This is a genomic window from bacterium, assembly GCA_026398675.1.
Classification (GTDB): domain Bacteria; phylum RBG-13-66-14; class RBG-13-66-14; order RBG-13-66-14; family RBG-13-66-14; genus RBG-13-66-14.
In genome coordinates, this window is sequence record JAPLSK010000222.1 from 1 (window position 1) to 2587 (window position 2587).

The 2587-nt window shown below is 67.6% G+C and carries 2 protein-coding genes and 1 pseudogene; all 3 read right to left on the reverse strand.

Features of this window, described 5'->3' with window-relative positions; genetic code table 11:
* Positions 1-334: 334 nt before the first annotated feature.
* Positions 335-970: a peptidylprolyl isomerase gene (locus NTW26_07175; protein MCX7022039.1), complete on the reverse strand. Its 636-nt coding sequence runs from the start codon at positions 968-970 to the stop codon at positions 335-337.
* 91 nt (positions 971-1061) lie between these two features.
* Positions 1062-1994: a hypothetical protein gene (locus NTW26_07180; GenBank protein ID MCX7022040.1), complete on the reverse strand. Its 933-nt coding sequence runs from the start codon at positions 1992-1994 to the stop codon at positions 1062-1064.
* A pseudogene (mltG, locus tag NTW26_07185) lies at positions 1991-2587 on the reverse strand (endolytic transglycosylase MltG). The gene NTW26_07180 and the pseudogene mltG overlap by 4 nt, the downstream one beginning before the upstream one ends.

Genomic DNA, 2587 nt, shown 5'->3' on the forward strand with positions numbered 1-2587 from the left:
ATCTGAAGGTCAGCCCCTACGTCAATCCCCCTCCCCCCTCTGGGGGGAGGCTTGCCTACGGGCTGGGGTGAGGGGTTCCTTAAATCCCCTCCCCCCTCTGGGGGAGGCTTGCCTACGGGCAGGGGTGAGGGGTAAAAAAGCGGCGGGGTTGGGAAACCCCGCCCTACGTCATCGCGGATGCGCCGTTTTCCCTCTCCCCGTGGGAGGCCTGCGAGGCGCGGGGCCAGGAGTGAGGGCTTCCTTAGAAAAAAAACGGGCCGACCTGAACGGCGCGCCGTCGGTCGGCCCCTACGTCATCGCAAGCCGCGGAGCCTCAATTCACAAAAAAATCCCGTCACTTCCCCGAGGGGGAAATCTCGAACGCCGGCATCTCGGTGACCTCCGGGTGGATGCCCAGCTCGCCGCGCCGCGCTTTATCGAGGAAATCGCCGTAGGTCAGGACGCCGGCCTTCTCGATAATCGTGCCCACCTCCACGTGGTAGACCACCTCCATCCCGGCAATGACCTGGCCGAAGACCACGTAGTCGCCGTCCAGGTGCGGCCGCGGCGCGAGGCAGACGTAGAACTGGCTGCCCGCCGAGTCCTTCGCCGGGCTCCGGGCCATCCCCACCGCCCCCTCGATGTGCTGCAGGGTGGCGTTCTCGAAGGGGAGGAAAGAGTCGGCCAGATTGCCGGTTCCCGCCCGCGCGGGATCGTTCCAGTACGGGCAGCCGGCCTGGATGACGTGCCCCTTCTCCACGCGGTGGAAGCCGATGCCGTCGTACTTCCCCCTCCCCACCAGATCCACGAAGTTCGCCACCGTCAACGGGTTCACCGAGTCGTGGAGGAGGATGTAGAAGTTGCCGATGTCGGTGTCCATACAAACCACGGGCGTCTGGTCTGTGGGGAGCGGGACGAGGGCGCCGGTGTCTCCGCCGCAGGAGGCGGCGGCGGCGAGGAGCAGGATTGACAACAGGTAAATGCGTTTCATGTCGGTCCTTTCCCGGAAGAGGAGCTGCCGGTTCGTCAACGACACCCTATCATAACACTTCGAAATTCGAGCCTGGGTGGACCGGCGGTCGTCAATCCGACGCGCCCTTCCGCCCAAGCGACAGCCAGGCCTTTACCTCGGCGACCAGGCCCTGGAAGAACCACCAGAGGGGGAAGTAGACCCTCGAGCGGAAGCCGAGGTTGAAGACGGATCTCCCGATGGCCGCTCCGAGCAGAAAAACCAACGTCAGCGCGAGCGGCACCCGGTAGAACCAGCCGCCCTCCCCGATCAGGCCAAGTATGGCCCCGGCCGTCAGGAGCGCCAGCCAAAGGACGGACAGGTTGCCCAGGAGGTGGCGGACGAGCACCCTCGGGCTGAACGACCGCCGGGGGATGGAGCGGATTCCGCGCCGCTTCTCGGCGATAACCCGCGCGGCGAGCTCCGCCATGCCTTCCGGCGGGACCAGGCGCCCCACCAGCCCCTGCCGTCCGGGCAGGAAGACCACCTTTTTCCGAGCCCTCGCCAGTGAGGCCAGGTCCACCCCGCTCCCGTCGGCGAACTCCCGCCGGACGGCGTAGGGATGGCCGTCCAGGTCGCTCGGAACGCCCGTTCCCGCCTCCCAGGCGGCCAGCCGCCAAGTCCATCCGCGGTGGATGCGCTCCGCCTGGCTCAGCGCCGACTCGCGTCCCCCCATCCGGCCAGACTCCTCCAATTCCGGCACCAGCAGCCGCCCCACCACCAGGGCGTTCCGTTCGTCGGCCAAGGGGGCGACTAGCCGCCGGATACCGCCGTCGGTCAGCCTTCCCCCACGACCCGGGGAGACGAGAATGGGCGCGTCGGTCCGGCGTTCGGCTTCAATCCCCTCGTACCGGATTTGGCTTGCACCGCGGGTCGGCACGGGGCGTCGCGGCACGTCCGCCTTTTTGGCGAAGAGGGACGTAAAACCGCAGATTAATGGGTAGGCCAGATGGGCCAGCGCCAGGGCGCCGGCGCCGACGGTCATCAGAATGTCGGGGAGGGTCATGGAGCGTCGGGGGCGAGGGCGGCGTTCCGGGCATCCTCCGTCTCCGCCCGGGCCTGGTTGTGTTCGGCGAGGGTGCGGCTGAAGGTGTGCGTCCCGTCGCCGTTGGAGACGAAGAAGAGGTAGTCGTGCTCCTCGGGGGAGAGGGCGGCGGCGATGGCCGCTCGGCCCGGATTGTCTATCGGTCCCGGCGGCAGGCCGGGGTAAAGGTAGGTGTTGTACGGGCTCTCCACCTTGAGGTCGGCGTACTCCAGCACCTGCTTGTGCTCCCCCAGGGCGAAGAGGACCGTGGCGCAGCTCTCCAGGTTCATGCCCCGCTCGAGGCGGTTGGCGAAAACGCCGGCGATGCGCGGAAACTACCCGAAATCCGCCCCCTCGGCCTGGACGACGCTGGCCAGTGTAAGTGTCTCGTTCCGGTCCACCCCCGACCGCCCGCTTTTTTCGAGCTCCTCCTCCCACACCCGGTTGCCCCGGTCCAAAAGGAGCCCGGCGACCTCCTCGGCGGTGATGCCCACCGGCACCTCGTAGGTATCGGGGAAGAGGTAGCCCTCGGGTGAGTTGACCCTGTACCGCTCGAAGGCCGCCCGGGCGGCGGC

Coding starts and splice junctions, on each gene's coding strand:
- NTW26_07175 (MCX7022039.1), bottom strand. CDS start 970: ATGAAACGCATTTACCTGTTGTCAATCCTGCTCCTCGCCGCCGCCGCC.
- NTW26_07180 (MCX7022040.1), bottom strand. CDS start 1,994: ATGACCCTCCCCGACATTCTGATGACCGTCGGCGCCGGCGCCCTGGCG.